This window comes from Halomonas sp. 72 (genome assembly GCF_052379785.1).
GTDB lineage: Bacteria > Pseudomonadota > Gammaproteobacteria > Pseudomonadales > Halomonadaceae > Vreelandella > Vreelandella citrativorans.
In genome coordinates, this window is record NZ_JBQSYY010000002.1 from 208,068 (window position 1) to 232,918 (window position 24,851).

19 protein-coding genes are annotated in these 24,851 nt (G+C 51.2%); 13 read left to right on the forward strand and 6 right to left on the reverse strand.

Annotated elements, in window-relative coordinates; all coding sequences use genetic code 11:
- Positions 1–107 precede the first annotated feature (107 nt).
- The 9 genes from ACT3T6_RS02925 to ACT3T6_RS02965 all read left to right on the forward strand — a co-directional run bounded on the left by ACT3T6_RS02925 (position 108) and on the right by ACT3T6_RS02965 (position 13,503).
- Entirely contained in the window at positions 108–3,773 is a 3,666-nt protein-coding gene (locus tag ACT3T6_RS02925; protein WP_193055297.1) for an ATP-binding protein, read from the forward strand.
- Positions 3,770–4,399 carry a condensin complex protein MksE gene (locus ACT3T6_RS02930; protein WP_193055298.1) on the forward strand — a complete coding sequence of 210 codons (630 nt, stop codon included), beginning with the start codon at positions 3,770–3,772 and terminating at the stop codon, positions 4,397–4,399. The genes ACT3T6_RS02925 and ACT3T6_RS02930 overlap by 4 nt, the downstream gene beginning before the upstream one ends.
- Entirely contained in the window at positions 4,396–5,649 is a 1,254-nt protein-coding gene (locus ACT3T6_RS02935; RefSeq protein WP_193055299.1) for a hypothetical protein, read from the forward strand. The genes ACT3T6_RS02930 and ACT3T6_RS02935 overlap by 4 nt, the downstream gene beginning before the upstream one ends.
- The gene (locus ACT3T6_RS02940; RefSeq protein WP_193055300.1) at positions 5,646–6,515 is read left to right on the forward strand and encodes a DUF7281 domain-containing protein; all 870 of its coding nucleotides are present in this window, start codon (positions 5,646–5,648) and stop codon (positions 6,513–6,515) included. The genes ACT3T6_RS02935 and ACT3T6_RS02940 overlap by 4 nt, the downstream gene beginning before the upstream one ends.
- Before the next feature lie 748 nt (positions 6,516–7,263).
- Positions 7,264–8,379: an MBL fold metallo-hydrolase gene (locus ACT3T6_RS02945; RefSeq protein ID WP_193055301.1), complete on the forward strand. Its 1,116-nt coding sequence runs from the start codon at positions 7,264–7,266 to the stop codon at positions 8,377–8,379.
- Positions 8,376–9,827 carry a Hachiman antiphage defense system protein HamA gene (locus tag ACT3T6_RS02950; protein ID WP_193055302.1) on the forward strand — a complete coding sequence of 484 codons (1,452 nt, stop codon included), beginning with the start codon at positions 8,376–8,378 and terminating at the stop codon, positions 9,825–9,827. The genes ACT3T6_RS02945 and ACT3T6_RS02950 overlap by 4 nt, the downstream gene beginning before the upstream one ends.
- A complete protein-coding gene (locus ACT3T6_RS02955; protein WP_193055303.1) occupies positions 9,824–11,989 on the forward strand; it encodes a DEAD/DEAH box helicase in 2,166 nt (721 codons plus the stop codon). Before ACT3T6_RS02950 ends, ACT3T6_RS02955 begins: the two co-directional genes overlap by 4 nt.
- Before the next feature lie 152 nt (positions 11,990–12,141).
- Entirely contained in the window at positions 12,142–12,795 is a 654-nt protein-coding gene (locus ACT3T6_RS02960) for a DsbA family oxidoreductase (RefSeq protein ID WP_193055304.1), read from the forward strand.
- A 60-nt stretch (positions 12,796–12,855) separates the two neighbouring features.
- Complete coding sequence (locus tag ACT3T6_RS02965; RefSeq protein ID WP_193055305.1) at positions 12,856–13,503, forward strand: glutathione S-transferase; 648 nt, start codon at positions 12,856–12,858, stop codon at positions 13,501–13,503.
- A gap of 254 nt (positions 13,504–13,757) precedes the next feature.
- Here ACT3T6_RS02965 and ACT3T6_RS02970 read toward each other — a convergent pair whose 3' ends face one another.
- Both ACT3T6_RS02970 and ACT3T6_RS02975 read right to left on the reverse strand, forming a co-directional pair.
- A complete protein-coding gene (locus ACT3T6_RS02970) occupies positions 13,758–14,885 on the reverse strand; it encodes a glycerol dehydrogenase (RefSeq protein ID WP_087110182.1) in 1,128 nt (375 codons plus the stop codon).
- Positions 14,886–15,012: 127 nt separating this feature from the next.
- Entirely contained in the window at positions 15,013–16,140 is a 1,128-nt protein-coding gene (locus ACT3T6_RS02975; protein WP_193055306.1) for a hypothetical protein, read from the reverse strand.
- Between the two features lie 186 nt (positions 16,141–16,326).
- Between ACT3T6_RS02975 and ACT3T6_RS02980 the strand changes: the two genes are divergently transcribed.
- Positions 16,327–17,304: a ribonuclease Z gene (locus tag ACT3T6_RS02980; protein WP_193055307.1), complete on the forward strand. Its 978-nt coding sequence runs from the start codon at positions 16,327–16,329 to the stop codon at positions 17,302–17,304.
- Here ACT3T6_RS02980 and ACT3T6_RS02985 read toward each other — a convergent pair.
- The 4 genes from ACT3T6_RS02985 to ACT3T6_RS03000 are packed head-to-tail and all read right to left on the reverse strand — an operon-like array spanning position 17,287 to position 21,750.
- Positions 17,287–18,147, reverse strand: a complete 861-nt coding sequence (locus ACT3T6_RS02985; protein WP_193055308.1) for a DUF296 domain-containing protein — start codon at positions 18,145–18,147, stop codon at positions 17,287–17,289. The two genes, ACT3T6_RS02980 and ACT3T6_RS02985, sit on opposite strands and share 18 nt — an antisense overlap.
- Entirely contained in the window at positions 18,144–19,745 is a 1,602-nt protein-coding gene (locus tag ACT3T6_RS02990; RefSeq protein WP_193055309.1) for an acyl-CoA synthetase, read from the reverse strand. The genes ACT3T6_RS02985 and ACT3T6_RS02990 overlap by 4 nt, the downstream gene beginning before the upstream one ends.
- Positions 19,742–20,911, reverse strand: a complete 1,170-nt coding sequence (locus ACT3T6_RS02995; RefSeq protein WP_192526544.1) for an acetyl-CoA acetyltransferase — start codon at positions 20,909–20,911, stop codon at positions 19,742–19,744. Before ACT3T6_RS02995 ends, ACT3T6_RS02990 begins: the two co-directional genes overlap by 4 nt.
- On the reverse strand, positions 20,911–21,750 hold the full coding sequence (locus tag ACT3T6_RS03000; protein WP_192526545.1) for an IclR family transcriptional regulator: 840 nt from the start codon (positions 21,748–21,750) through the stop codon (positions 20,911–20,913). Before ACT3T6_RS03000 ends, ACT3T6_RS02995 begins: the two co-directional genes overlap by 1 nt.
- Positions 21,751–21,926: 176 nt before the next feature.
- On the opposite strand from ACT3T6_RS03000, the gene ACT3T6_RS03005 reads away from it, so the two are divergent.
- From ACT3T6_RS03005 to ACT3T6_RS03015, 3 genes are all read left to right on the forward strand, one after another.
- Complete coding sequence (locus ACT3T6_RS03005) at positions 21,927–22,937, forward strand: DctP family TRAP transporter solute-binding subunit (RefSeq protein WP_192526546.1); 1,011 nt, start codon at positions 21,927–21,929, stop codon at positions 22,935–22,937.
- A gap of 75 nt (positions 22,938–23,012) precedes the next feature.
- On the forward strand, positions 23,013–23,504 hold the full coding sequence (locus ACT3T6_RS03010; protein ID WP_192526547.1) for a TRAP transporter small permease: 492 nt from the start codon (positions 23,013–23,015) through the stop codon (positions 23,502–23,504).
- Positions 23,497–24,846, forward strand: a complete 1,350-nt coding sequence (locus ACT3T6_RS03015) for a TRAP transporter large permease (protein WP_193055310.1) — start codon at positions 23,497–23,499, stop codon at positions 24,844–24,846. Before ACT3T6_RS03010 ends, ACT3T6_RS03015 begins: the two co-directional genes overlap by 8 nt.
- Positions 24,847–24,851 lie beyond the last annotated feature (5 nt).

The following is a 24,851-nucleotide window of genomic DNA, read 5'->3' on the forward strand; positions in this document are numbered from 1 at the left end:
ATAGCACTAAGTGCTATGGTGGAACAGCTTTTTTTAGACGCGTAGCTGCTATGGCGCGTGTCTGGCAAGATAGTCGTTTTCGAAACCCTATCGATCAAGGACACGGCATGGCCCACCTGCTACGCATCGTGATGATTCACGGCCACCTTGAAGGCGTGGTTGAACTCAGTGTGGACGGCCACACCAATATTTGCGGCACCAACGCTTCGGGTAAAACCACGCTTCAGCGCTTGGTGCCGGTGTTTTACGGCGAGCTGCCTAATAAGGTAGTGCCCAAAACGCGCATGAAGTTTGATGCGTTTTACCTGCCGCATCGCAACAGCTACCTGGTGTATGAATACCGTCGCGAGGCGGGCAACATCTGCCAGGCAGTGCTGACCCGCAAAGCCGAAGGCGGAGTAGAGTACCGCTTTGTGGGCGGGCCTTATCAGCCGGAAGATTATTTGGTGGAGAGCGAGGCGGGCGTGACCGCACTCGACTACACACAGTGGGCCAGCGGCCTGCGCCGCAACGGTACGCCGGTGTCGTCCAAGCTGGGCGCGACCTCTGAATTTCGCTCGGTGATCCAAAACGACTTTACCCAGCTGCACGGCAATAGCCGCGACGGCCTCAAACTGCGCCAGATCGCCGCGCAGTTCAGTCTGGTCAAGCCCGAGCGGCGTATTCGCCATATTGAAAAGTTGGTGTCGGCGGTGCATGCCAAAGAGGGCAAGATGGATACCCTCAAAACCATGCTGGCGGCGATTTTCGAAGAGGATGGCGTTGAGCTGCCGGTCACGCGGATACGTAACACCAAGGCGCGTGAATGGATTGCCCAGATGCGCCAATCCATGCGCCTGGAGCCGCTACAGGCGTCGCTCGCCCGGCTTGCCGGGATTGACCGCGAGCTTGCCCATCTTGATGCCACCCTTTGGCAGCTTAAGCCCCAGCTTGAAGATGACCGCCAGCAGGCTGAGCGGCGTATGGCCGATGTGGACGCCGAGCTTGCCCGCCATCAGCGCGATTTTCAGCAGCGGGAAAGCGACTACGCCCAGGCGCGGGATGAGCTTAACGACCGCCACAGCGAAGTGGTCAGCGATTTACAGCAGACCCAGCGCCGCCTTAATGATCTGCAAACCCAATACGAGCACTATTTCGAGGCGGACATGCCCGCCCTGGAGCGTGATATCAACGCGCTGCCTCAGTGGCGCGAACAGCGCGACCAGCTGCGTGCTCACCTGAACGTGATGCAGGATGCGGTAAAAGAGAGCCAGGCGCGGCTTGATGGGCGCCTGCGTGAGCTTTCCGAGGCGCTGGCCCGCCAGACAGGTGAAGCCCAGGAGCTGATTGACGCCCTGGTGGAAGAGAAAGCCCTGCGCCGTGAACAGCAGTGGGAAGCCGAGCAGAAGCTTAATGAGCGCTATCAACAGGAGCGCCAGCGCCTGGACGGTGAGTATCAGGCGCAGCTTGAATTGGGCGTTGAGCAGCTGGCCGAGCTAAAAGCCCAGCTCTCACTTTCGACTCAAACCGCCGAAGAAGCTGCTGATGCTGAGCTTGCCCAAGCGCGCCTGGACCAGGCCCAGCAGGAGCGTAACGCATCGGCCGCCACGCTAGACGGCCTGCGCCGCGAGTTTGAAAGCAACCGCCGCGCCCGGGACGATGCCGAGCAGCAACTGGTTCAGCTTCGTCAACAGCTTGAGCGCGCCGAGCAGCGCTGCTATGCGCTTTACCAGCAGCGTGACCCCGAGCAGGGCAGCCTGCGCCATTTTCTGCGCTACCACCGCCCAGGCTGGGAGCAGCAGTTGGGCAAAGTGATTGCCCCGGAGCTTTTAGAACGACGCGATTTAGCGCCTCAATTAGCCGGCGGCGGCAGCGATGATCTGTTTGGGCTGGCGCTGGATCTCTCGGCCATTGCCTTGCCCGACTACGCCCAGGACGAAGCCACGCTGCTTGCCGCCATCGAAGAATCAGATAGCGCCAAGCGGCGCGCGCAGGCAGAGTGCCAAACGGCCGAGAAAGCGCTTAAACAGCATAACGAGCGCGTCCAAAAAGCCGATGAAACTCAAGACCAAGGCCGTATGGCCCATAAGCGTGCCGAGCAGGAAGTTGAGTTTGCGACCGAGGCGCGCCGCCAGCAGCAAGAGCGCCACGCCAAGCATCAACAGGAGCGCCGCGCCACTCGTCAAGCCGCGTTAGCCCGCTTGGAACAAACACAAACCGAGCTGCGTGAAGAGAAACAGCAAGCCCTTAACGCGCTGGGTGAAACCCATCAAAGCCAGCTGTTAGAGCTAAAAGCCGACGGCCAAAGCCAGCTGGACAGCCTGGATGCTCAGCTGCGCCAGTACAAGCAGCAGCTAAGCGACGCCAACACTGAACACCAGCGCCAGCGGGCGGAGCTGGAAGAAGCCTTTAGCCAGGAGCTGGCCGAACAGGGCGTCGACCCGGCAAAGCTAAAAGACACCAAGGCGCGCCTGGCAAGCCAGGAGGAACGCATCCGCGTTACCGCCGCCCGTCAGGATGAACTCACCGAATACACCCGCTTTATGCGCGTGGAGTGGGGCCAGCACAAGCCGCAGCTGGTCACCCAGGAAGCCGAGCTGGAGCAAACCGAACAGCAGCTTCAACGCGATAAAGAGCGTCTGAAAAACGATTTTCAGGCAGCGCGTAAAACCCACCAGAGCACGGTCAGTACGCTGAAAACACAGCGGGAGAGCGAACACACCAGCCTGGAAGCCTTAAAGCCACTGCTAACCCAGTTGGAAGGCCTCGCCATTGAACCCGACGGCCAGACCCCGGCGGCGCCGCTGGGCGATGTGGACGAGCGCATTGAGCGCGCCCGCCAGGCATTGGGCAATCGCCACCAGCTCATCGAGCAGCTGCGCCGTGGCTGCCTGGAGGTTGAAAGCCAACTGATCAAGGACGCCAGCAGCGGCTTTGCCGAAGCGCTGGAGAGCGAGCGCAGCAAGCTGCAAAGCGACAACCCGCGCCTCCAACTGCCGCTACTGCGCGACATGCTCAAACTGCTTGAAGACCAACAGCAGCAGTTGATTCAGGAAGGCCGCAACCTGAGCGATGACCTGGATAAATTCTTTACCGTGTTCCGCGACTTGAACCGTCGCATCAGCGCCCAGAGCCGTCGGCTTTCAGAAGAAGTCGCCGACGACCTGCGCCTGGAAGGCATCACCAAAGCCGAAGTGCGTATTCAGTCCACCATCGACGAGCTGGGCTTCTGGGAGCCGTTGAAGCTGTTCGCTCAGCGCTATAAAGAGTGGCGCGAATCCGGCCAGACGCTGCCCAGCGACGACTACTTGAATACCCTGGCGGACGTGGTCGATCTGCTGCGCAGCGACCAGCAGTACAGCTTTGAAAGCCTGCTGCGTCTGGAGCTGCACTTGAACGAAGGCGGCACGGACCTGGTGATCAAGAACGACCGCCAGCTGCTGGAGTCCTCCAGCCACGGCATGGCGTACCTGATTCTGTGTAAATTCCTGCTCGCGTTTACCCGCCTGCTGCGCGGCGACGCAGAAATCGCCATCCACTGGCCCATCGATGAGATCGGCACCTTGGCCTACCACAACGTCGAAAAGCTGTTTGAGGCCTGTGACAGCAACCGCATTCATATTGTCGGCGCGTTCCCCAATCCTGAATCCGACGTGCTGCTGCTGTTCGCCAATCGCTACTTGATTGACCGCGATAACGCTAACGCCAATAAACGGGTGTTAAAACGCATTGAACCGCGCCTGAGCCGCTTGGCCGAGCGGCTCCAGGAACGTCAGCAGGAGGTGACGGTATGATCGAACATGGCCCACTGCTTGAGCGTTTACTCGCCGGGGAGTTTATCTGCCCGGTGAGCGATGAAAGCGGCTATCGCCACTTGAGCAACGCAGAGACCCGCGAGGAGATCGATACCTACCTGCGGCCACTTAACCGCCGCCTGGCCAGCAATGAAGAGGGCAGCGTCTACTTTCTGGCCTGGCGTCAGCTCAACGACAGCGCCCGGGATCAGCTTTCGCGCCAACTGGGCGAGACGCTTAACAGCCTGCTGCCGCTGCTGGAGTGGCTACAGCTGGTGCAAGAAGCGCTGGGCCGCGATACTCTGGCGGCCCCCGGTGATGTACTCAAACCGGCCGAGTTCAGCGCCAAGTGTGAAGACAACCAAAGCCTGCGCGAGCGCCTGGAACGCCTGGCCACCGACAGCTTTTTTGGCTCGCAAAGCGACCAGCTAGATGCCCAGGTAAAACAGGTCTTCAAGCGCCTGAAAGAGCACGGCTACCTGCTCCAGCCGCATTCCGAGCGCCAGGTATTTGTGATCACCGGCAAGATTGATTACCTGGTGGACCTGGTGCGCTTTATTCGCGATGAAGAGAACCTGCCGATTGATGCCGAAGGAGAAGAAGGCACGCAGGAGGCCCTGTTGTGAATAAGAGCGTGGGCAAGAGTGTGAGTGAGCTGGAGAGCCGCCTGCTAAAAACAGGCGCTGAGCGCCTAGCGCTACTGGGCAAGCATTCTGAAACGCTGATGCAGGCCTACACCCGCGATGAAGTGCCGCTGGAATCGCTCAGCGATAGCGCGCTGCGCAAGATGCTGGCGGCGCGTATTCTGTGGCGCCCGGATGAGCAGAGCGGGGTGAAGCTCTCGCCCAAAGTGCGCGAACTGATCGCCGAAATGCTCGCCGATGAAACCCGCCGCCATGTGAATGCCGACGTGGCGGAAACCCTGGAGCTGATTCGCTCATTGGTACACAGCTACCGCGAAGCGCGTAGCCGAGGCGAGCACTGGCGGTTAGAGCAGCAGCTAATGCGCCTGCGCCAGGAAGTTGACGACCTTAACGGCCGCTTCGCCGATGCCATCGACAGCTTATGGCAGCGGCTGAACAGCGATTTTGGTTTCGTCAGCCAACTCAACGATAAAATTCGTGAGAACGACCGCGCCCAGAAACAGATCGCAAGGCTTCTGGATGGCCTGGCACTGATTAACTTTGACGAGTTGATTGAACTGGTGGGAAGCGACGGCAGCCTGCGCAAGCTCTTGATCAGCCAGCTTCAGCAGCAGTTAAGCCACCACTACACCGGTTTGCGCGAAGTGCAGCGGCGCTTGATCGAGCTAATGGCGCGCTTCCGCAAACAGCAGGCGCGCAGCCGCCTGATTAGCGGCATGGCAGCGTTTATGCGCGAGCACCCAGGCTTTGTGCCCAGCAATTACGCTCGGCGCAGCGAGGTACCCGCGCTGGTTAACCAAGCCACCCCGCTAAACGCAGCGGCCGCCCCGGCGCTGGATCGTAACCTGGAGTGCCAGGTACTCGCCGACCTGCTCCACCAACTTCCCCAGCCGCGCCACACCACGCAAACGGTGGAAGCCGCCGCACCCGCCCAAGCGCAGGAAAGCAGCCTGGCCGCCGCCCGCCAACAGGCGCTAAAGCAGGATGTCGAACACTTCTATTTAAGCGTGATCGACCAGCCCCAGGCAGCGCCGGTCAGCGCCCTTGAATACCTACACGAAAGCCCACTGGAATGGCCGGATGAGATCTGGCTATTCCAGGTGATTTCCGAATACCAGGGCCTGCCGCGCAGCGATCAGAAGGCGTTCCGGCTCAAGCAGCAGGAGAGCCAGGCCAGCCAATTTAATCACCTGCGCCTGATCCACGACGTTGAGCTGCAGCTAGCCGTATGAACCTACCCGGTCGCGCCCGCAATGGGCTAAACGGTGTGGCCCGCGAACTGCTCCGCCAGCCCACGGTGGAAAAGCCCCGCAGCCAATGGGTAGGCGACGTAGTGGCCTGGTGCCATCAGCATGATATTGACCTGACCTCGCGCATAACCAGCAAAACGCTGCGCTTTGACGCCGCGTTGCTGGCGCAGATAAACGATGTATTAGACAGCGCCCGCATAGCGCCGCTAGGCCGATCTCTCAGCGGCCTGACCAGCGCCGCCCAAGCAAAAGAAGGCGTGGAAGAGGATAAAGCCACCCGCGAAAGTCCCCGAGCGCGGCGGGTACTCGTCAGCTTTCCGCCGCAGCTAACAACCGGGCTTGCTAACGAGCCACGGGCTATTCGCGATGTGGATGTACTGGGGTTAAAGCTGAGTGCGTTTAGCGCCTTAATTCAGGTTGAAAACCTGGACAGCTTCTATGAATTTTCGCCGGATATTGCAGCGCTAAGCGGCTACGTTAATCCACTGGTCGTCTACCGAGGCGACAGCCACTATGGCGGCGGTTTCACATTATTGGCCGAGGCATGGCGCAAAACCCACCGGCCGCATATCTACGCCGGTGACTTCGATGTAAAAGGCGTCACGCTAGCCCTCGATAGCAACGCCACCCGCTTGCTCCTGCCTGACATCGAATGGCTCTCTCAAAACGCCACGCCGCTGCATGTGCCCGCTGAACAGTTTTCCTATCAACGCAGTTTGCGTAAGCACTTTGCTGCGCTGCCAACAACACATCCACTGCGTGAATACCTAACACTGTTGTTGGAAAAGCAGCGTGGGTTAAAGCAGCAGTGGTTTGGTGGGGAGATGGGATGTGTGGGGCTCAGTTAGAAGCCGACAGCCCATCAAATCGGCGGTGAGGCGTTTGCCCTCTAAGCAGCTATCTAAGCGTTGCTTCAGGACGGCTGATAGTTTTTGAACTAGTGTCAAATAACTGGTTTCTACCTCTAAATATTACTTTTAAATGAAGTCTTTTTAGGCGGAGCAAAGCGGCACCTGCACGCGACCTTTGGATATAGTGCCAATATTTGCTTTGCCTCGAAGCGAATCAATGGGATAGAGTCAGGTCATGTGGCTGCAAAACTTCAATCAATGCTCCGTCGCATTTGTTGAGGTTTTGCAGGGAAGCGTAAAATCTCTGTTATAACGCAGAATTGAACATCGTACCAAGAGGGCCATGATGGAAAAGTATCGGAGTTGGGAGACAATAAAATGTGTCACTATTGGCTCCTATCAAATTAAAAATGGGTAGATATTAGCTAAATAATTTTACCCTAAACGGCTTAGTGTAGAATTGAATCCATCTTTAATTAAACCATGTGCTCTGCATTATATATTCACTCAGCAGGTACCACCTTATAGATTTTCAAGCGGTAAGCCATGTATTCGATTTACTTTGTCGTCGAAAAATTTTAAAGGGCGATGGCTTGCTACGTGATGATTAGTAGGCGATAAGAAATAAGCAGAAATTTTTTAGCTAATATTTAAGTTATATTTTATGATAAATGAGTGTTTTTTAATATTGGGATTTAACTAAAGCCACATAAGATGAATGGATAGTAAGATGTTAAAGATAATAATGAATAAAGCTGGTAATGGTGATTGTATTTCTATTGAAAGTCGAACGGAATTCGTTTTGATTGACGGTGGCACAGCTCAGTCTTTTTCTTGCTGGAAATCTAATGTTGTGGGTAGGGATAAGATTGATTGTGTAATAGTCACTCACATCGACAATGATCACGTTAATGGAATCATTAAGCTACTGCAGAGTAACAGTTGCCCTAATATTGATCAATTCTACTTTAATGGTGCAGAACAATTGTTTGGTAATGTGAATTATAACGTAGAATCGGATCGTATAACAGATACTAAATTACGTGCGATATCAGAAGAGTCATCAGTAATAGGCAGCCGTGATCAGATAGGTTACTCAGAAGGTACTTCACTTTCATATTTGCTTTTGGATAAGAGAATTACTTCAAACCCCTCTGTTGGGGGAGCTGCGCTATATCGAGAGAGCTGTGATACCTTTTATGTTGGTGATATGAAGTTTTCAGTTATAGGTCCTTCTAAGTTAGTTTTACAAGAGCTAAAAGACCGCTGGGAGGATAAGTTGTCAGAAAGAAGAATTAGGCCAAAGGTTATAAGCAAAGCGTTTTATGAAGCTTTCGAGCACTACGCAAAGGCTCTACAAGAAACAGCGTCTAATGTAATTTATGTTGCATCTACTGAAGAAAGAAGTATCGAATCATTAGCAAATATTGAGTTTGAAGATGACCATTCAATGACTAACAAAAGCAGCTTGTCATTTCTAATTGAATCAAATAGCAAACGTTTGTTGTACTTATCTGACTGTGACGCAGGGACAGTGATTTCATGGCTAGACAGTTTAGGCTTAGAACAAATAGAAGTTGATGCAGTGAAAATATCACATCATGGAAGTAAGAATAATACTAGCCTAGAACTGTTAAATCGTATTGTTTGTCAAAAATACTTGATAAGTACAAATGGAAACTCTCATGATCACCCAGATTTGGAAGTCTTGGCAAGAATTGCTATTGTAAAAAAGCACTCTGGGGCTGAGATTATTATGAACTATAAGGTCGACCATATCCCTGTCTGGTTCACGAGTGAACTACAAACGAGTTACCCAAATATCAAGCTAACTATGGATTCTTGCGAGTTTGATTTATGAATAAAAGAGTAATCGAAGAGTTCAAGGTTGAGTCGATTTACATCGTTGAAGCGTTACTGTCTAATGCCGTCTCTAAAAGAGGAACTTGTTTTTCAATCTCGGGTAATTTGATTCTAACTGCTAATCACGTAGTTGAGGAAGCAACTTCGCTAAAAGTGTATTTATCGAGTGATGCTTATGCTGAAGGAGACTCAATTGACGCGACTTGCTTATATAGCAATGCTCAAATTGATGTGGCAATACTGAAAGTTGAAGATAGTATAACTAGTAGTTCAATTGATCTGTATAGGACAACAGTTAACCTAGACAATGAGGTTAAGTCATGTGGTTATCCTATAGAGAAGGAACATTATCATGCGCCAATCACCGTTAAGGTTACGAATACATTCGCACACATGACTTCGAAAGAATGGAGTTTTGAAATATCACAGTCAAATACTGTTAGTCAATACAAAGGAATGTCCGGCTCTCCCATAATGTATGATGGAAAATGCATCGGTATACTTCTAGTGCAGCAAGGAAACAATACTTTATATTCAGTATCAACTAATGACTTACTCAATGATCAATCGATTCATGAAATTGTTGAATCAGCTGGCATTCAAATTATCGCTCAGGAGGGTATTGAGTACAAAGCCCCTTCACATCCAACCTCACCATTTAGCTATTGTATAAATTGCATTAGTGATGTTCCAAATTTTAAAGGGGTCGATATTGGCTTTACTTTCGAGAAATGGAACATGACTAATTTCACCGAAGCTGTATATGACTGGATTATAGATTACAGCCTTTCACATAAGGACAGAGCTAATTTTAAAGGAAATCCAAGGAGTCTATTTAAATATGCAAGAGCTAACTACCCAGCTTCAGTTTTAAATGCTCTAGGAGATCTTTGTTTACATATCTCTATTAGAGAGTCGTATTCTACTATACCGATAATGAACCGTATGTTTGATCAGAATAATAAAACGTTTTCTTGTACACATGCCATTTTGAACTTCGACAATATTGAGCTTTGGATTGGAGCATCTTCTGTTAGCACCAGTATTGAAGAGGCTGTAAACCAAGCGGTTGATAACGTCAACTACATTTCAAATTTACAGTCTCTTCAAACTCGCTTGTACGCTCTTACATCAGAGATTGATCCATCTTGGCCTCATAAAGAAAAACTGGAAAGGCTTGCTGATTACAGGCTTGCTATAGATAAAAGGTTCGATAAGATCGTCATACCAATTTTTATTATGCATGATAGTGAACTTATTAACGATTATGACAAACATGATTTCTTGAATGCCTTTGAAGCAAAGATCCAAGAATGTCGAGGGTTGCTTCAAATTGGGGGCATAAATCAAGAATTAATAAGCTTAATCGATCTAAAGGTGTTTTATTTCCCTGTATCGAGTGTTAATCAATTGAACGATTCGCTGGTTGAGGAGTTGAACTCATGAGTGAATGGTATAAAGAAGCAAAAGAACACTTGAATGACTGCTCATTTAGTGATTGGAATAGTTTTTTGCCATCATTAATCAATGAGTTCAATAGTCATACCAATGAATCACTAGTTCAAGATATAGTTATTAGGGCATTAGAGCGAAAACAAGAAATACCCAATGCTTTTATTTTGGATCACCTACTGTGTGAGTTAGGTCTGTTTCCATATGTTGATAAAGAAAGTTCGACTACAAAGGATAAGATTAGACAGAGTTTGTTTACAACTCCTCAGGATAATGAAAAGACGTTCCATATCCGACAAGCAGAAGTATTCCATCGGATAATGAACGGAGAAAACATTGTTCTCAGCGCACCAACTAGTTTTGGCAAGAGCCTGATCATTGAAGCACTGGTCGCTAGTAACGAATTTAATAATATGGTGATTGTTGTACCCACAATAGCATTGATTGATGAACTTAAGAAAAAACTATTCAAATACAGTAAAAAATACAAAGTGGTTACCCAAGTTACTCAGCAACCTAGTGATAGAAATATTTTCATTTTTACTCAAGAGAGGGTGCTAGAATACAAGCAATTTTCTTCTATAGATTTCTTTATTATTGATGAGTTCTACAAACTCGCACCGACTAGAAATAACGATGAAAGATGCGACAGATTAAATCTTGCATTTAGAAATTTATATAGGAAGTGTCAACGCTTTTATATGTTAGGTCCTAATATTAGTGGATTGGTTTCTGGGGTTGCAGAGGAACTAAGGTGTACTTTTCTCAAGTTCGATTCTTACGCTACAGTAGCAACTAATGAGTATTTCTATCCATTGGAAACTAAAGGTAAGGATGCTGAAGTAGATGTTGAAAGAGAGGAGAAGCTATTTGAAATTTTGAAAGACATTGGTAGAGATGAGCAAACGGTAATTTACTGTAAATCTCCTCAGAGAACTAGTTTGCTGATTTCTAGACTATTGGAATCTGGGCTTCTAAAAACTGACGATAGTAATAATGCCTTATCTAACTGGCTATCTAATAATTTTCATGAAAGTTGGTCTCTTGTTGAGGGCGTCAAACATGGAGTTGCTTATCATCACGCTCAGTTACCCAGAGCTATAGGTGCTTTAATTGTTGACCTGTTTAATGATTCTAAAATAAATATTCTTATCTGCACTTCAACTTTGATTGAAGGAGTGAATACAAATGCTAAAAATATAGTTATATACGATGATTGTATTACAGGTAGACGAAAACTAGATATGTTTACTTTTAATAATATTTCTGGTCGTTCAGGTCGAATGTTTAAGCACTTCGTCGGAAATGTATATATCTTTGGTAACAAGCCGCAGGTTGAACTACCTTATATTGATTTTCCAGTTGTAACTCAGAGTGATAAGGCGTCAGAGTCTCTGTTGCTTCACATGGGAGAAGACGTAAAGGACGAAAACAAAAATAAAGTGCGTAAATTCTATGATCAGGAAGTTCTTCCAGTTAAGTTGCTTCTAAAGCACCAAGGAATCGACCCTAACAAGCTAATTAGATTTGCAGATGATTTGATCAAGAATTGTGGTACTTGGAATAGAAAAATGGTTTGGGATAGCATCTACCCAAATGCTGAACAATTACGCCATTTATCTATGATTCTCATGGATTATTTTAATGTTTCTTCTATGGGGGGTGGTACAGTAAGAACCGAGGCGCAACTAAACAAAAAGTTAAGAGATGTAATTAACAAGTCTGATGACAAAGATTTAATTATTCAAGATTATAGGTTTAGGAGTAAAATAGAAAAAAACTATACAATTGATGATGCGGTTCAATCTGTATTTAACTTCAAAAAAAATCTTGTGAATTACAACCTTCCTAAAATTATATATGCAATTAGCGATATTCAAGAAGTAATTTTTAAAAGATTCGAATACTCGCGCGGAGATTATATGCCATTTGCCGCATCATTAGAAAATTTCTACTTTCCTGCTGCGATTAACTCTCTCGAGGAGTTCGGTATTCCGAATCAAGTAGCGAAAAAACTGATAGAACGAGCTGACATCAAAGACTTGGAAAATATTGATTCGTTAATTGATGTTCTATCCAAAAAAAGAGAGGAAACCTTTTCTTACTTAACCAATTTTGAAAAGAGCTTTTTAAGAAAAGCGCTGTCTTATATGTGATAGAAATAATAGGTGAATTGCCTCGAGTATTCTAGACACCCATGATGCTGCTCCTTACCCACTGAGCTGGTTGCGTTTAGGTGTTGCTTGATTAAAGCCAAGACTTAGCGCAGTTTGTGCGCTGATGACCGAACCTAGCCAGGAGAGCCCTTATGCAAAAGTTGAGAATCGACCTAGTCTCTGATGTCGCCTGCCCGTGGTGCGCGATCGGCTACCGGCGCCTGGAACAAGCGCTGGAAACCTTGAAGGGCGAGATCGACGTCGAGCTCTTCTGGCAGCCCTTTGAGCTCAACCGGGACATGCCGCCCGAGGGCGAGCCGATCCTGGAGCATTTATGCCGCAAGTACGGTAAGGACGCGGCCAGCATGGAGCAGTCCCAGCGTGAGATCATGAAGGTTGCCGAAGAGCTGGGATTGAATTTCCGTGGCGCACTCGAGCGTCGGGCAAACAATACCTTTGCGGCCCACCGCGTGCTTGCTTGGGCGGCCACACAGAACCGGGAAACGCCCCTGCAACTGGCACTGTTCGAGGCCTACTTCGGTGAGGCGAAAAACCCTTCAGACCCAGAGGTTCTACGCGAAAAGGCCATTGAGGTTGGGCTTGACGGTGACACTGCCGAGGCCATCGCACGGTCTGATCAGTACGCGGACGAGGTTCGAGCGGCCGAGCAGAAATTCATGGAGGCAGGGGTGAGTGCTGTGCCGGGATTCATCCTCGACGGGCGCTACCTGATTTCTGGCGCCCAGCCCGTTAACGTGCTGGGCGATGCGCTTCGTCAGGTGGCGGAAGAAAACGCGAACGGCTAACGTCTCGCATTAGAGTGGTCACCGAGTCTACTGACTTCAATTCAACTGTGAAAAATGCCCATGACGTCATCACTTCATCGCCTTTACTCTTTTCGTCGCTGCCCCTATGCCATGCGTGCCCGGCTCGGCTTATTGTTTGCTGAGTTACCGGTGGAGCTGCGCGAAATCACATTGAAGAACAAACCGGCCCAGATGCTAGCGATTAGCCCGAAAGGCACTGTGCCTGTTTTACAGCTTTTTGATGGTACTGTGATCGAAGAGAGCCGAGAAATAATGGTGTGGGCGCTTGAGCAACAAGATCCGCAAGGGCTGTTAGATGCGAAGGTTAGCGCTCAGGCCAATGCCCTGATCGAGCAAAACGATAATGAATTTAAACATTGGTTGGATCGCTATAAATATGCCGACCGACATCTCGAAATGACCCAGGCAGAGTACCGGCAACGGGGCGAAGCTTTTTTACAGGTTTTAGAGGAGAAGCTGACTCAAAAGCCTTATCTTCTGGGAGATAACGCGACCATTGCTGATATTGGCATCATGCCTTTTATCCGCCAATTCGCCCATGTAGATCGCGATGTTTTTTATAGCCTACCTTATCCGCACCTGCAGCGGTGGCTACAACACTGGTTGGAACACGCATTTTTTCTGCAGGCCATGACCAAGTTTCATCCATGGCAAGAAGGGGATGACGTGGTGGTTTTTCCATTTTGAAAAGCGCTACCTGTTAATTCCTTGTCGGTTTTCTCACGAAGGCCATTGAGGTAGGGTTTTATGGTGACGCCGCTGAGGCTATCGCCCGCTCTGATCAGTACGCGCATGACGTTCGTGCGGCAGAGTAGTGATTCATGGAAGCCGGGGTGAATACGGTGCCGGGGATCATCCTCGACGGCTGCTACCTGATTTCCGGCGCAGGGCTAGTCGATCAATATGGCGCCACACACGTGGCGCCATGTGCCTTGTGGGCTTTACTCGCTCAAACCCACTTTCTCCATAAACGCCCGCGCATGCACATCCACTGCTTTAATAGCGTGAACAATCTGCTTGGGCGTTAGCTCATACGCCAGGTTATGGCTTGATTCACCCTCTTTAAGCGCCGCTTCGGCTACACGATAAAGATCTTCCTCGCTTGCCTGGTCAAGCTTGAGCGCTTTCAGCGTCACCGGTAGGCCCAGCGCCAGGTAGAGGTCTAAATACTCTTCCAGCTCCGCTTGCGGCGCTTGGTCGAGAATCAGCTGCGCGACCGTGCCGTAGGCCACTTTTTCGCCGTGGGTCAGGTTGTGAATCTCGCCGTGCAGGGCGGTAAAGCCGTTATGAATGGCGTGCGCTGCCGCCAAGCCGCCACTCTCAAAGCCCAGGCCGCTGAGCAAGGTGTTGGCCTCGACCACGGCTTCAAATGAGGGCGTGACGATCTGCGCTTCGTTGGCTTGATAGGCCAGCATGGCGTGCTCGAAAAGGATGTCTTCGCATTTCTCGCCAATGGTTGCGCCCAGCAACGTGGCTTTCCCGCCCGCCATGTTGTTGGCGTTAGCGCGAATGGCGGCGCGTGCTTCAACCCAGGTAGCCAGTGCATCAGCAATGCCCGAGGCCAGAAAGCGCGGCGGCGCTTTGCAGATGATGCCGGTATCGACCAGCACCAGGTCGGGATTCTTGCTGTAGAAGCGGTAGGACTCAAACTCGCCATCGTCACTGTAGATGACCGACAGGGCGCTGGTGGGTGCATCGGTAGAAGCAGTGGTTGGCAGTATGGCACAGGCCGCTTCGAGCTTTTCAGCCACACCTTTGGCAGTGTCGATGGCTTTACCGCCACCAAAGCCGATAACGACATCTGCCTGCTGCTTGCGTCCGAGCTCAACGAGGCGGTCGATTTCGCGGGTAGAAGCCTCACCTTCGAACACTGCTCGCTCGAAGCTAACGCCTTCGCCTTCCAGGCTCGCGCTAAGCTCCTTACCCGCGATGTCCCAAACCACATCGTCGGCAATCAGCAGCGCCGTTTTCCCGAGCGCTGACACATAGTGTCCGGCGCGGGCGGTAACACCTTCCCCCTGCACGTAGCGGCCGGGGCTGATGAAGACTTTCTCGTTGATGGCTGTCATGGCAAATCGTCCCTAAAAGAGAGTGGGTTGCCTGACCATTGGTAACACATGAAAGGTGCATGTGTATTGCGGTCGTGTGACGTATTAGTACTTATGTTGACCGCTGTCAGTTTAGGCGGCTGGATGCTTATTCCGCCTGAGGCCGTAACCAGAGCCGCCGCTTCAGAGCCGACATCAACCAGCGCGGCGCCCATAACCAGGCGGCAAACGCGATAACGCCATAAAGCAGCCACACGGGGAGTGCTAAAAGCAGTTTAGCGATAAGGGCCAATAGGTCGCCTTTATACACCATTTTGGTGCTGCGGCTGGCAAGCCTGGTGAATGTCAGCGCGCCTACCCTGTCTAGCACTCTTAAGCCTGTTTTGCCGAAGGTCGCCGCGAGCAAAATGGTCTCTTTTCCCAGGGTAGCGCTACGCTGGCTAATATCAACAGCGGCCTTGCCGCCCACTCGGTACAAGGTGGCGCTTTGGCTACCGAAGGTGTCGGCAAAGCGTGCCATTCGGCGTAGTTCGGTGGCATTTTGGGTATTGGCCAGCATATTTAAACCGCCACGCGTTTTGGCCAAACTATTGATGTCGCCGAGCATGTTGCGTAGTTGGCCCATGTTCCCGGTTTGTCGCACCTGTCTGGCGGCCGTCATTACCGAAGTTTTGAGCCAGCCTGGCAGCTTGCCAACTCTTTTTGCGGTCTTAAGCGCTATCAGGCTACTTTTGGCGATCGTGGTTCCTGCTACCGCAGGCGTTGCGGCACCTGCCGTAGCGCTGGCGCCCATCGTGCTTATTACTTGTGCGGATGTGGCCACCAAACCTAGCGTTGCCAGGGCGACTAAAAATTCGTCAACTTCTTCGCCTTGTGCAAGGTTTAAGCCCTGGTAAGCCAAGTCGCGCAGGTCACCAATCACAAAAAAATCCGAGGTAACGCTGGCAACTTGCCCAATGGTTTCGTCACTGCTGCCCTTTAATAAACCTTCGCCCAACTTATTGAGCTGGTAACGCCAATCGCTTCGCTGATCTTCAATACTTTGATAAAGCACCTGTGCTTCAGGGTCATCGCCCACGTAGTCATAGGGCATAAAGAAGCCCAAATAGTTAGCCGCTTCAGCGTATTGCTCCTCCTCGACCAACGCATAGGTTTCGGGTCGCGGATCAATGCGCGTTAATGCCATCAGCATAAACGTGGTTCGCTGCCAGATGACGCTTGCTGCCACCAGAGCAACCAGCAGGATCGTAAGCTTAAAGGGAAGCCTGAAGAGCATGTTTCTGTTCCTGATTTATTCATTTTTTAATGAGGCTGACGATTTTTTAAATCTTGAGAGCCAAGCCAATAGGGCAATGCAAAAGAGTGGTAGCGACTATCATATGCTGTTCAACCCCTTGTGGGCGTATTTTCCACATCGTTGAGCGGCGATACCACGCCCATGCCATAGAGATACTGGAAGGATATGAACTTACTGTTCCTGGGCACCTCCGCTGGTGTGCCCACCAAAAGCCGAAATGTGACTGGCATTGCTTTGCGCGAGAGCAAGGGCAAAGGCTGGTACCTGATCGATTGTGGAGAGGGCACCCAGCATCAGGTTTTGCGTACGAAGCTGTCGTTTCATTCATTAAACGCCATTTTGATTACCCATGTGCACGGCGACCACTGCTACGGGCTGCCGGGCATACTGGCGAGCGCGGGAATGAACGGTCGGAAAGCGCCGCTTACCATTGTCGCACCCGCAGGTATCAAAGCGTGGTGGGAGGCTACTTGCGAGGCCACGCAGCTAAGCTTGCCTTTCGCGCTGGAGTTTATCTGCTCAGATGACCTGCCGAGCATTGAGTTTGAAAACATGGCGGTTGCCACGTTCAAGCTTTCCCATGGGGTGGCATCTTATGCCTATGCGTTGACAGAGAAAAACGTCGACGCTGCCTTGGACATCGAAAAGCTCATCCAGAAGGGGGTTCCCAGAGGGCCGTTGTGGGGGCAGTTGAAAAGAGGGTTCGATATTGAGTTCGCGGGTGAGACATTAACAAGCCATGAGTGCTTACTCCTCAAGCATGAGGCCAGGAAAGTGGTCATCGCGGGGGACAATGCCCAGCCTGAGCTGTTGTGGGAAGCGTGCGCTGGGGCGCACGTGCTGGTGCATGAAGCCACGTATACGCAGGAAATGGCCCAGAAGGCGCTTGAGGTAGGGCATAGCTACGCCAGGCTTGTGGCTGGTTTTGCCGAATCGGTAGCGCTGCCCAACCTGGTGCTGACGCACTTTAGCCCGCGTTATCAGCTCAACCCCCTGGCATCGCCTTCCATCGAGGATATCCGCAAAGAGGCCCAAAGCGTCTATTCGGGCGCGCTTTACCTAGCGCGAGATTTTCTCGAATTTAGCCTGGATAAGGCGGGCCACTTTGCTGAAGTGGCGAGCGAATTAAAAGCGCAGCAATAGCTCACAGGTAACGCAGATAGCATTTCGCCCAGGGGCAAGCGCTCCTTGATGTTGTTCGCCGCCGATACCGACAGAGACCGCTTGAAGTGAGGGCTGCCCATCTCTCAATGTTCCATCAAGTATCAGTATTTCATTCGCGTGGCTTTTAAGCTGGTGGCCGTCTGTAAAACAGGTTTGCACCAGGCTTCCAAGGCCCATGATCTGTGCCGTATCAATCCCGTAACGTTTAGCGGTTGCTGCGATGGCGGCATTGAGGTCTTGATTCGGGCGTAGCGTCAGTAAAAGCGCATTGGGCTTAGCAGCACTGCTGGCACCCTGGTAAGGCGCAAAAAGAGGAAACCGGGTTTCTTCATCAGCCGTGACGGCCAAATAGGCGCCTTCTATCGCGATACACGACACCTCAATGTCATTGGCTAATATCGACGCGGGCGCTAGCAGATGGCCAACCGCGGTATGCCCATCGCCTTGCTGCCATATCCCGTGGCAATGCAGGAAAGGTTCACCATCACGCAGGCCTACATGAATGCCTGCGGTGTGTATGTTTGCCGGTGGTGATAAGCGATGCGTTTCACTATACCAGGCAGCATGTTGCCCACTTGGGTCATCGCCCGGGATGACATAGTGAAGCGTTTGCATCGCTGCATTATTGATCGTTAAGTACGCTGACGAGATGGCCTGCTTTTGAAGCGCCTGGACGATGGCGTCATGTAGCGTTTGGCCGCCTTCAAGCGTGAGTGATCGCTCTTGTGTATGGCAGAGCTGCGCCTGGTAGCGCGTTTGTGCAGGCGTGCCTGGGTGTTCGATATAGCCAAGCGCTACCGCATTGCTGGGAGGAGAACTCATGTTGCCTCCTGTAATTCACCACGCTCAGTTAATGTTTCACGAATGAGCTTTTTAGTGATTTTTCCGTAAGCCGTTTTGGGCATTTCTTCCCAGAATACGTAGCTTTTAGGCATCTTGTAGCGAGCAATGCGCTCACTCAGCCATGCATTCAAGGAGGCAGTATCCAGTGGCTGGCCGGGGTAAAGCACACACACGGCCATGCCGACTTCACCCCAGACAGGGTCAGGTACGCCCAATACGGCTGTTTCGGAAATGGCAGGATGGCTAAGCAGCTTCTCTTCGATCTCGCGAGGATAAATGTTGGAGCCGCCCGATATATACATATCCGAAACGCGCCCGGTCAGGTAAATGAATCCTTCTTCATCCCGATGGCCCAGGTCACCCGTTAAAAACCAGCCATCTCGAAAGCTCTTTTGATTGGCTTCGGCGTTATTGTAGTAGCCCGCAAAAACAGCCGGCCCGATGACGGCGATTTCTCCCGTTTCACCGGCGGCCACTTCAGCACCGTTGCTATCCTGAATTTGCACCTGCATGCCGGTACGCGAAAAGCCGCAGCTCCCGATTTTCATGTGGTTATCGTCAACGTGGTGAAGCGCAGGGGGTAGCACCGTTATATTGCCGGTTACCTCGCCAAGCCCGAAATACTGAACCAGCACAGACCCTAATGTTTCCAGCGCTTTCACCTGGTCGGACCGGTACATGGGCGCACCAGCGTAGACAACGTAGCGTAAGGAGGAGTGGTCATGCCGCTTTACACTGGAGTGCTCAATGAGCATTTTGACAATAGTGGGCACGGTGAATAGGTTGGTCACGTTCCACTTTTCCACAAGCTGCCAAATCACCTCGGGGTCAAATTTCTCGTCCGCCGGGAGTATGGTTTTAACGCCGTGAGCGACTTGGGCAAGCTGATGAACGCCCGCGCCGTGCGACAGAGGCGCGACGACGATAGACGCGTCAGAGGCGTTGGTTCCTGGCATCAAGTCACATAAATGGTTAGTGACAACGAAGGCCATTTGGCCATGGGTCAGTACGGCTGCCTTGGGGCGTCCGGTGGTGCCAGAGGTGAAGAAAAACCACGCAGGGTCATCGCGATTAACCGCGGCGGCTGGCATGTGCTGGCCTGAAAAGCGTTCAACCAGCGTTTCGTAATCGACGGCGAAATCACTCTCTCCAATCGAGATCGTCACATCAATAAGAGGGGCACAAGCGGCGGCGTGATGGGTAAAGCTGGCGCCACAAAGCAGGCCTTTTGCCCCAGAGGATTCAGCCAGGTAAGCCACTTCGTCGGGCGACTGACGATAGTTGGTCGGCACCCATACGGCGCCTATTCTCCAACAGGCAAACATCGCTTCAAACATTTGGTGGCAGTTGGAGGACTGAACCAGTAAGCGGTCACCCTTTTGCAGGCCCATTTCATGGCGGAGCGCGTACGCAAACGCTTGTGAACGCTCCTCCATCTCTTTCCATGTCCAGGTCTTTTCGCCCCACACAAAACCAATCTCATTCGAGAAGCGGCGCGAGCTTTCGGTGAGAAGGTGAGACAGATTCATCACTCGGGTAGAAACAGGCACGAGGCTATTGTGTTCATTCAGGCTCATTTCACACGCTCCAGAATAGACACGTAATTAGTGACCGCCGCGCCGCCCATATTGAAGACGCCAGCCAGGTTTGCATTGGGTATTTGCATTTGTTCCGCCTCACCCATTAACTGCATGGCGGCCATTACATGCATGGAAACCCCGGTAGCGCCGATAGGATGACCTTTGGACTTTAGCCCGCCGGATGGGTTGACGGGCAAGGCGCCATCTTTTTGCGTGATACCTTCCTGAATAACACGATAGCCCTCCCCCTTCTTGGCGAGCCCCATCGCTTCGTACTCAAGCAGCTCGGCGATAGTGAAGCAGTCGTGTGTTTCGACGAGGGATAAATCCATAATGTTGACGTCAGCGCTTGCGAGCGCTTTCTGCCAGGCCATCGATGCCCCACGAAACTCCAATATGTCTCGTCTTGAAAGCGCCATTAAGTCATTGGCTTGCGTTCGTGCCCGAAAGGCAATCGCACGCTTTAATTGAGCGGCCGTCTCAGCATCGGCAATAATCATGGCTGCGGCGCCATCCGATATGAGCGAGCAGTCTGTGCGACGCAAAGGGCCTGCGACCGTCGGGTTGTGGTCTGAAACGGTGGCGCAGAAATCGACGCCGATATCTTTGCGCATTTGGGCATAGGGGTTAAACACGCCGTTGGCGTGGTTTTTGGCCGCGATCATGGCGAGTTCGTAGGAGCGGTCCCCGTAGGTTTGGAAGTAACGTTCCGCAATTTCGCCGAACACCCCCGCAAAGCCCCCCGCAATATGGGCTTCTTCACGGTGATAGCTGGCGCTTAGCAGAATGTTGCCCACTTCAGCAGTGGGCGTTGCCGTCATTTTTTCAGCGCCGATGACCAGGGCGATGCGCCCACGCCCAGACTCTATAAAGTCGAGCGCGCCATGCAGCGCTGCGCTGCCTGTTGCGCAGGCATTTTCGTAACGCGTGGCGGGCGTGTGCGCAAAGCGCTCGTCGCCCATCGCCACCAGGGCTGCTTGGAAGTCCTGAGCCGAGAAACCGTTGTTATAGACACCGACAAAAATGCCGTCGATAGCCTCATGATCGACGCCTGCATGAACGAGCGCATCCTGAACCACGCTTTGCATCAGCGCTTGGGTGTCGGGTTCGGGCAATTTTCCAAAAGGGGAGTGGGCCCAACCGACGATCTGTGCTTTTGTCATTATTTGCTCCTGGCGAGGGGAGTGGGAGATGTTTGATGTCTTGTAAATTCAGCGGCTAACAGATGCTCAATCGCTAACGCCTCTTCTTTTAATCTCGGCACAAGCGTTTGGGAACGACGTGGTTCCTGCATACGGCTCTCTATCGCTGCTAGCGAAAGTGAGCCGGCCAGTACGCCATCAGGCCAACGTAGGGCAATGCCGATTCCCCATGAATCCGCAAACACCAGCCCAGGGTTAACGGCATAGCCCTGCAACCGCGTTTCGTTCACCAGGTTTACCATATGCTCTGGAGCCAGTTGGGGGTACTGCTGTTCAAGGAGCGGGCGTTGTGCATCTAATACGTGGGTAATTTCAGCGTCAGGCAGCGCTGCCAACATGGCGAGTGAGCCTGCGCCTACTCCCAGAGGATGATAGGCGCCTTGCACAAGGGCATGGGTCCGAATGGGATAAACGCCGTCTTCACGATACAGACACAGCGAGAAGTGGCCTCGGCGGATAGAAAGACAGGCGGCATCTTCCGTTCGCTGCGCTAAACGAGCGACATTGCACGTAGCCAGTCGCGTCAGGTTATGTTGCTCGGAAGCTCTGTGGCCCAGCAAATAGGCTTCTGGGCCTAATTGATAATGATGATTAGCGGGCGATTGCTCTACCATTCCTGCATTAATAAGTGCCAGCAGCAATCGTCTTACCGTGGGCTTGTTTAAACCACTGTGCCTGGTTAAATCGGCCAGTGAGCTGCCTTCGGCTTGTCGAGCAATCAGGCTTAATAACCCCAGTGCACGGTCGACGCTTTGTGCACCAGCGGTTGTGCTCTCCGTTATTAAGGCTTTGTGTTCCATATTATGGACCGATTGTTGTTTTAATGGCGCGTGTATTGAGCTTATTTTGCTGATACTTTGACTTTCTGGAGTGCTTTTGGCAAATTTTTATTGTCGTATATATAACGAATGGTCCATATTGTGGATTATAACAATCAAGTGCGTTAGCACGGATACGCCACGAGGAATAGAACATAATGAAACGCCATGCTTTTTTAAAAACTGTCTGGGCCACCTCTGCTGCAAGCTTGCTTTTTGCCAGTGCGGCATCCGCTGAAACATTAAGGCTTTCTCATAACACCGGTGACACCACCACGTGGCATGAAGCCGCTGAACTCTTTAACGACTTGTTAAATGAAGCCTCAGAAGGCGAACTGTCGGTTCGTACGTTTCCTAACTCGCAGTTAGCGGGTGGCGACCAGATGCGCCAGTTTGAAATGGTGGGTAGGGGCGCTATTGATTTAGTGATGACCTCCGCCATTAATGTCACGCCGTTAATACCTGAAATGGCTGTTTTTTCACTGCCTTATCTCTACGACGGTTATGATCAGGTAGACGCCACCATGAACGGCGAGCCGGTTAAGTTGCTTGAAGAGATCATGGATGAAAAGGGCGTTAAGGTGCTGGCCTGGGGTGAAAGCGGTTTTCGTGAACTGACCAATAGTAAACGGCCGATTCGTAGCCCTGACGATATGCGCGGGTTAAATATGCGCGTGGCAGGTCCTATGTATGTTGATGTTATGGATGCATTGGGCGCCAACCCGCAGCAAATGCAGTGGGTCGAGACGATCTCGGCATTGCAGCAAGGCGTTGTTGACGGTCAGGAAAATGGAATTGGTGCCGTTATCATTCCCCAGCGTATTTATGAAGTGCAAGACTATATAACGCTCTGGCACTACTCGTATGACCCTATCTTTTTAGGCATTTCCAAGCAGCGTTGGGAAAGCTTCGATGCTGAAACGCAGGAGATGGTTCAGCAAGCGGCTGACCAGGCCATGGCGCATCAGCTCGCCATTACACGCGAAAATACGGCTGAGGGCGTCGACTTCCTTCGTGAACAAGGCATGGATATTACCGAATTGACCCCGGAAGAGATCGAGGTATTTAGGCAAGCAACGGCACCTGCCTTTGATATCTGGGCTGAAAGAGTCGGTCCTGACATCGTTTCCAGCTTTGTCGAAACGATAGAAAGTTCCAAGCAGCAATAACGAATAGCATTTACTGACAATAACTCTGACTAACCTTAGTCAGAGTTATTGGTGTCAGTATAGGGTCAATGCCTTATGAAATTTATAATTAACGAATTTGAAAAAATAGTATGCACTGGCCTCTTCTTGAGTATGGCGCTACTTGGCTTCGCTAATGTCGTTGTTCGATACGGTACTAACTACTCGCTTGCCGCGACAGAAGAACTTCTTACCAATGGGTTTTTGATATTAACTATTTTTGGCGCGGCGATTGCGGCAAGGCGGGGTGAACACTTGGCGGTAACTGTTCTCTATAACGTATTGCCAAGGCACGCTAAAACAGTCGTCTTTATGTTGTCTGTGCTGCTGTCTGTAACGTTACTATGCATGTCAGCCTATTTCTCCTGGGAAGTGTTAAGCAATCAGTTTAATAGTGGAACCCGCTCTTACGGCCTAGGGTTACCCGCCTGGTACTACCACGTTGCGATACCTTTTGGCTTTATTCTCATTGCTATTCGATTTTTGCAGCGTGCATGGCAAGAAATGAACGGCAACGTGGAACCCACGATCGGAGGCGCAGATGTTTGATATCTTCGGCACGCTTTCGACAGGTTCACAGATGATTAGCGTCTTTTTCCTGCTGCTTTTGTTGAGGGTGCCCGTCGCATTCTCACTCGGTCTGTCCGCTATTTATGCCATGTGGCACATGGGGTTTGGATTAGATCTCGCCGGTGATTTGATTGCGACAGGTATTACCAAATTTTCATTATTAGCGATTCCCTTCTTTATTCTTGCTGGAACGTTGATGGGAAGGCTTGGAATCGCTGACCGGATGATCCGATTTTTCAGAGTACTGGTGGGTGGTCTTCCCGGTGGAATGGGCATCGTCGGTACGGTCGTTTGTTTGTTTTGGGGTGCTGTTAGCGGTTCTGGCCCGGCATCGGTTGCCGCCATTGGGCCCATGATCATAAAAGGCATGGAAGAAGACGGCTACCGCAAGGCCTATGCTGCAGGTTTGGTGTGTACGGGCGCGGCCTTGTCGATCGTTATCCCGCCTTCTATCGGGTTGGTGATTTACGGCGTTATTGCTGAAACCTCAATATCGAAGCTGTTTATGGCTGCCATTTTACCTGGCCTGATGATGGGCGGTTTAATGATAGTGACCCTGCCGTGGGGGCGCGTGAAAAACGCGGGAGCTGCGGGATCATCGGGCCTGTCATCTGAACCTTCCGTTATGTCGATGGGCGATAACCCTTACCCGCAACTGGGCTATGCAGGTCGATTATGGGCTTCCTTTAAAGACTCTTTTTGGGGCTTGCTCACGCCGGTCGTTATTTTGGGAGGGATATACGCCGGTGTGTTTACCCCTACGGAAGCCGCATTAGTGGCCACTATCTATGCGTTGCTGGTGGGTGCGGTCATCTATAAAACATTAAGCATCAAAAAATTGTATGAATCCGTTAGTGATGCGGCGGCATCGTCTGCCGTCGTTATGCTGGTGGTTGCTTACGCAAGCCTGTTTGGTTGGGTGGTGACGGTTGATGACCTGGTAGGCACTTACTCTTCCATGTTGTTAGGCATGAGCAACAATGAGTGGGTTGTTTTATTGGTTATCATGCTGATCCTGCTGATTATTGGCATGTTTATGGATGCGGTAACGGTGATGTTTATTTCGTTACCGGTGTTTCTTCCTATTGTGCACCAGCTTGGCTGGGACCCTGTCTGGTTTGGTGTTTTGGTGATGATTAACCTCTCCATTGGCCTGATAACACCACCTGTGGGTATTAATCTTTATGTCGCTGCGAATGTGACAGGTCTTTCCATTGAAAAAATAGCGCGAGGCACCTTTATTTGTGTTGGCGCGTGTTTGGTAGGGCTCGCATTAGTGGCTTTTTTCCCGCAGATATCCATGCTTTTGGTCAGTCAATAATAACG

What these genes read in the sequence shown, in the direction of transcription:
- ACT3T6_RS02925 (WP_193055297.1), top strand. Translation starts at nt 108, where the DNA reads ATGGCCCACCTGCTACGCATCGTGATGATTCACGGCCACCTTGAAGGC.
- ACT3T6_RS02930 (WP_193055298.1), top strand. Translation starts at nt 3,770, where the DNA reads ATGATCGAACATGGCCCACTGCTTGAGCGTTTACTCGCCGGGGAGTTT.
- ACT3T6_RS02940 (WP_193055300.1), top strand. Translation starts at nt 5,646, where the DNA reads ATGAACCTACCCGGTCGCGCCCGCAATGGGCTAAACGGTGTGGCCCGC.
- ACT3T6_RS02945 (WP_193055301.1), top strand. Translation starts at nt 7,264, where the DNA reads ATGAATAAAGCTGGTAATGGTGATTGTATTTCTATTGAAAGTCGAACG.
- ACT3T6_RS02950 (WP_193055302.1), top strand. Translation starts at nt 8,376, where the DNA reads ATGAATAAAAGAGTAATCGAAGAGTTCAAGGTTGAGTCGATTTACATC.
- ACT3T6_RS02955 (WP_193055303.1), top strand. Translation starts at nt 9,824, where the DNA reads ATGAGTGAATGGTATAAAGAAGCAAAAGAACACTTGAATGACTGCTCA.
- ACT3T6_RS02960 (WP_193055304.1), top strand. Translation starts at nt 12,142, where the DNA reads ATGCAAAAGTTGAGAATCGACCTAGTCTCTGATGTCGCCTGCCCGTGG.
- ACT3T6_RS02965 (WP_193055305.1), top strand. Translation starts at nt 12,856, where the DNA reads ATGACGTCATCACTTCATCGCCTTTACTCTTTTCGTCGCTGCCCCTAT.
- ACT3T6_RS02970 (WP_087110182.1), bottom strand. Translation starts at nt 14,885, where the DNA reads ATGACAGCCATCAACGAGAAAGTCTTCATCAGCCCCGGCCGCTACGTG.
- ACT3T6_RS02975 (WP_193055306.1), bottom strand. Translation starts at nt 16,140, where the DNA reads ATGCTCTTCAGGCTTCCCTTTAAGCTTACGATCCTGCTGGTTGCTCTG.
- ACT3T6_RS02980 (WP_193055307.1), top strand. Translation starts at nt 16,327, where the DNA reads ATGAACTTACTGTTCCTGGGCACCTCCGCTGGTGTGCCCACCAAAAGC.
- ACT3T6_RS02985 (WP_193055308.1), bottom strand. Translation starts at nt 18,147, where the DNA reads ATGAGTTCTCCTCCCAGCAATGCGGTAGCGCTTGGCTATATCGAACAC.
- ACT3T6_RS02990 (WP_193055309.1), bottom strand. Translation starts at nt 19,745, where the DNA reads ATGAGCCTGAATGAACACAATAGCCTCGTGCCTGTTTCTACCCGAGTG.
- ACT3T6_RS02995 (WP_192526544.1), bottom strand. Translation starts at nt 20,911, where the DNA reads ATGACAAAAGCACAGATCGTCGGTTGGGCCCACTCCCCTTTTGGAAAA.
- ACT3T6_RS03000 (WP_192526545.1), bottom strand. Translation starts at nt 21,750, where the DNA reads ATGGAACACAAAGCCTTAATAACGGAGAGCACAACCGCTGGTGCACAA.
- ACT3T6_RS03005 (WP_192526546.1), top strand. Translation starts at nt 21,927, where the DNA reads ATGAAACGCCATGCTTTTTTAAAAACTGTCTGGGCCACCTCTGCTGCA.
- ACT3T6_RS03010 (WP_192526547.1), top strand. Translation starts at nt 23,013, where the DNA reads ATGAAATTTATAATTAACGAATTTGAAAAAATAGTATGCACTGGCCTC.
- ACT3T6_RS03015 (WP_193055310.1), top strand. Translation starts at nt 23,497, where the DNA reads ATGTTTGATATCTTCGGCACGCTTTCGACAGGTTCACAGATGATTAGC.